The organism is Eubacterium sp. An3 (assembly GCF_002159465.1).
In the GTDB taxonomy this organism is placed as follows: domain Bacteria; phylum Bacillota; class Clostridia; order Lachnospirales; family Lachnospiraceae; genus Anaerobutyricum; species Anaerobutyricum stercoris.
Map to the genome: position 1 here is coordinate 1 of NZ_NFIR01000082.1, position 1,995 is coordinate 1,995.

Here is a 1,995-nt window from a genome sequence, read left to right on the forward strand (position 1 = left end):
TCAACCGGCAGATCGCCGCCGACAACAAGCTGCTGAAAGAAATCAAGGCCCGCATTACCCGCCTCTACAACTGGTCGAAGGCCGAGGCCGAGAAGCCGGAGGGCCAGCAGCCCAGCATGGTTGACTTGTGGGAGGCCCAGCAGCAGCTCAAGCGGCCCGACACCCGCACCGGCAAAATCCGGGCTTTGCAGGAGAGCGCCGCCCTGTTCAGCTTTTTGCAGGCAAACGGCATCCAGTCCATGCAGCAGCTCCATGAAAAAATCGCAGATATGAACACCCGCTACTATGACCTGCGGCGAGAGATCGTTAAGGCCGAGCGCCGGATTGCTGTCCTCACTGAGCGCGGGGAAATGTGGGCGCAGTACAACGAGTACAAGACTGTCCACAAGCAGCTTGCCAGGGTAAAGCCGGAGAAGCGGGAACTGTTCGAGCAGCGCCACAGCCGGGAACTGATCCTCTATGACGCGGCGGCCCGGTATCTGAAAGAACTGAAAGCCAGCGGCGAGGAAATCACCCCGAAGGAATGGCGGCGTGAGATTGACCTGCTGGCCGCACAGAAACAGGTGGACAGCATCGACATGAAAGCCATGCGGGAGGAACTGAAAGCCGTTGAACGGCTCCGCAAGGCCGCCGACCAACTGGCCCGCCAGGAACGGGACAAATCCCGCGACCGGGGGCCGGAGCGGTAAAGGGTACGGCGTTTTACCGACCCCTCACGGGGGTGTCATATTTCGTGACACCCTTTGCACACAGAAAAACCGCCGTACAGGTTTCCCCATACGGCGGCAGCACTCTCATTTATCGAACAGGTCGCTGTGCGTCCCGGTGCGGGCCAGCGTCAGCACCAGCACATCGTCCTCAATGCGATAGATGAGCAGCCAGTCCGGCTGAATGTGGCATTCCCGATGCCCCACCCAATCGCCGGTCAGCTCATGGTCTTTGTTTTTCTCTGGCAATTTTTCGCCCCGCGACAAGGCCCGGATAATGTCATCCAGCAGACCGATGTCCATGTGACGCTTCATCGCCAGCTTGTAGTCCTTTTTGAACTTTGTTGTCCAAACAATGTCGCGCTTCATCTTTTCAGCTCCCGGAGGGCTTCTTCCACATCGGAGTAGTGCTTCACGCTGGGATCACGCGCAATCCGTTCTGCCTCCAACATGGCGGCAATGGTTTCCTTGTTGGGCTGTTCCAGCCTGACTTCAAAGGGAAAGCCACCGGCGCGGAGCGACTGACGCAGAAAGACATTGATCGCTGTGGTAAGGTTCACGCCTAATTCATTGTAAAGCGTTTCGCACTGCTTTTTGATGTCGCTGTCCATACGGACGCTGAAATTTGTCGTGTTAGCCATTGTATCAGCCCCTTTCAAGTTTATTGCACTTATAGTATATGCCATTTGCAACGCAAAATCAACTCAATAGACTTGAAATTCACAAAAAATTAAGGAGGAACCGCCTATGATTACCGCTCACTATCTTGTGACCGTCCACCTGAATATCGACCTGCCCCTTGCCCTCTTGCAGCCGGAACCGGCAGATGCGCCTACCGGCCCGGAGCCGGAGGCCCATGCCTGCCAGGGCTGCGGAAACTGCGGCGGGTACGGGAAGTGCCAGCATGAAGAAAAGCAAGCCTGAACCCATCCCCGTCATGGACTACCGCCAGTACCGCAGAGCGCGGCGGCTGGTACATGAGTGCTGCAACTATGACGGCGGCCACTGTATCGCGCTGGACGATGGGGAGGAATGTGTCTGTGTCCAGTCTATTTCCTACTCCCTGCTGTGTCAGTGGTTCCGGGCGGCGGTGCTGCCGCTGGACAGGGAACTGGAAACGGCCCTGTTCCACTGCCTGGACGCCAAACGGTGCGCCGTCTGCGGGGCGTTGTTCACACCCGGCTCCAACCGGGCCAAATACTGCCCGGAATGTGCCGGACGCATGAAGCGTATCAAGGCCGCCCAGCGCAAGCGCAAACAGAGGGCTAAGTGTCACGCTTTAGGGGCC

At 57.8% G+C, this 1,995-nt stretch carries 5 protein-coding genes; 3 read left to right on the forward strand and 2 right to left on the reverse strand.

The features are described from left to right. Window positions 1-116 precede the first annotated feature (116 nt). Entirely contained in the window at window positions 117-689 is a 573-nt protein-coding gene (locus B5F87_RS20320; RefSeq protein ID WP_275532345.1) for a hypothetical protein, read from the forward strand. 105 nt (window positions 690-794) lie between these two features. Here the strand turns inward: B5F87_RS20320 and B5F87_RS20325 are convergent, their stop codons facing one another. Both B5F87_RS20325 and B5F87_RS20330 read right to left on the reverse strand, forming a co-directional pair. Then, a complete protein-coding gene (locus B5F87_RS20325; RefSeq protein ID WP_050616854.1) occupies window positions 795-1,076 on the reverse strand; it encodes a type II toxin-antitoxin system YafQ family toxin in 282 nt (93 codons plus the stop codon). Next, window positions 1,073-1,348 carry a type II toxin-antitoxin system RelB/DinJ family antitoxin gene (locus B5F87_RS20330; RefSeq protein WP_050616855.1) on the reverse strand — a complete coding sequence of 92 codons (276 nt, stop codon included), beginning with the start codon at window positions 1,346-1,348 and terminating at the stop codon, window positions 1,073-1,075. Before B5F87_RS20330 ends, B5F87_RS20325 begins: the two co-directional genes overlap by 4 nt. A gap of 106 nt (window positions 1,349-1,454) precedes the next feature. Here B5F87_RS20330 and B5F87_RS21290 point away from each other — a divergent pair, with 106 nt between their 5' ends. Next, entirely contained in the window at window positions 1,455-1,631 is a 177-nt protein-coding gene (locus B5F87_RS21290; RefSeq protein WP_195892273.1) for a hypothetical protein, read from the forward strand. Then, the coding region (locus B5F87_RS20335; protein ID WP_087284483.1) for a cysteine-rich VLP domain-containing protein at window positions 1,612-1,995 on the forward strand (384 nt) is incomplete at its 3' end. The genes B5F87_RS21290 and B5F87_RS20335, both read left to right, overlap by 20 nt.

What these genes read in the sequence shown, in the direction of transcription:
- B5F87_RS21290 (WP_195892273.1), top strand. Translation starts at nt 1,455, where the DNA reads ATGATTACCGCTCACTATCTTGTGACCGTCCACCTGAATATCGACCTG.
- B5F87_RS20320 (WP_275532345.1), top strand. Translation starts at nt 117, where the DNA reads ATGGTTGACTTGTGGGAGGCCCAGCAGCAGCTCAAGCGGCCCGACACC.
- B5F87_RS20330 (WP_050616855.1), bottom strand. Translation starts at nt 1,348, where the DNA reads ATGGCTAACACGACAAATTTCAGCGTCCGTATGGACAGCGACATCAAA.
- B5F87_RS20325 (WP_050616854.1), bottom strand. Translation starts at nt 1,076, where the DNA reads ATGAAGCGCGACATTGTTTGGACAACAAAGTTCAAAAAGGACTACAAG.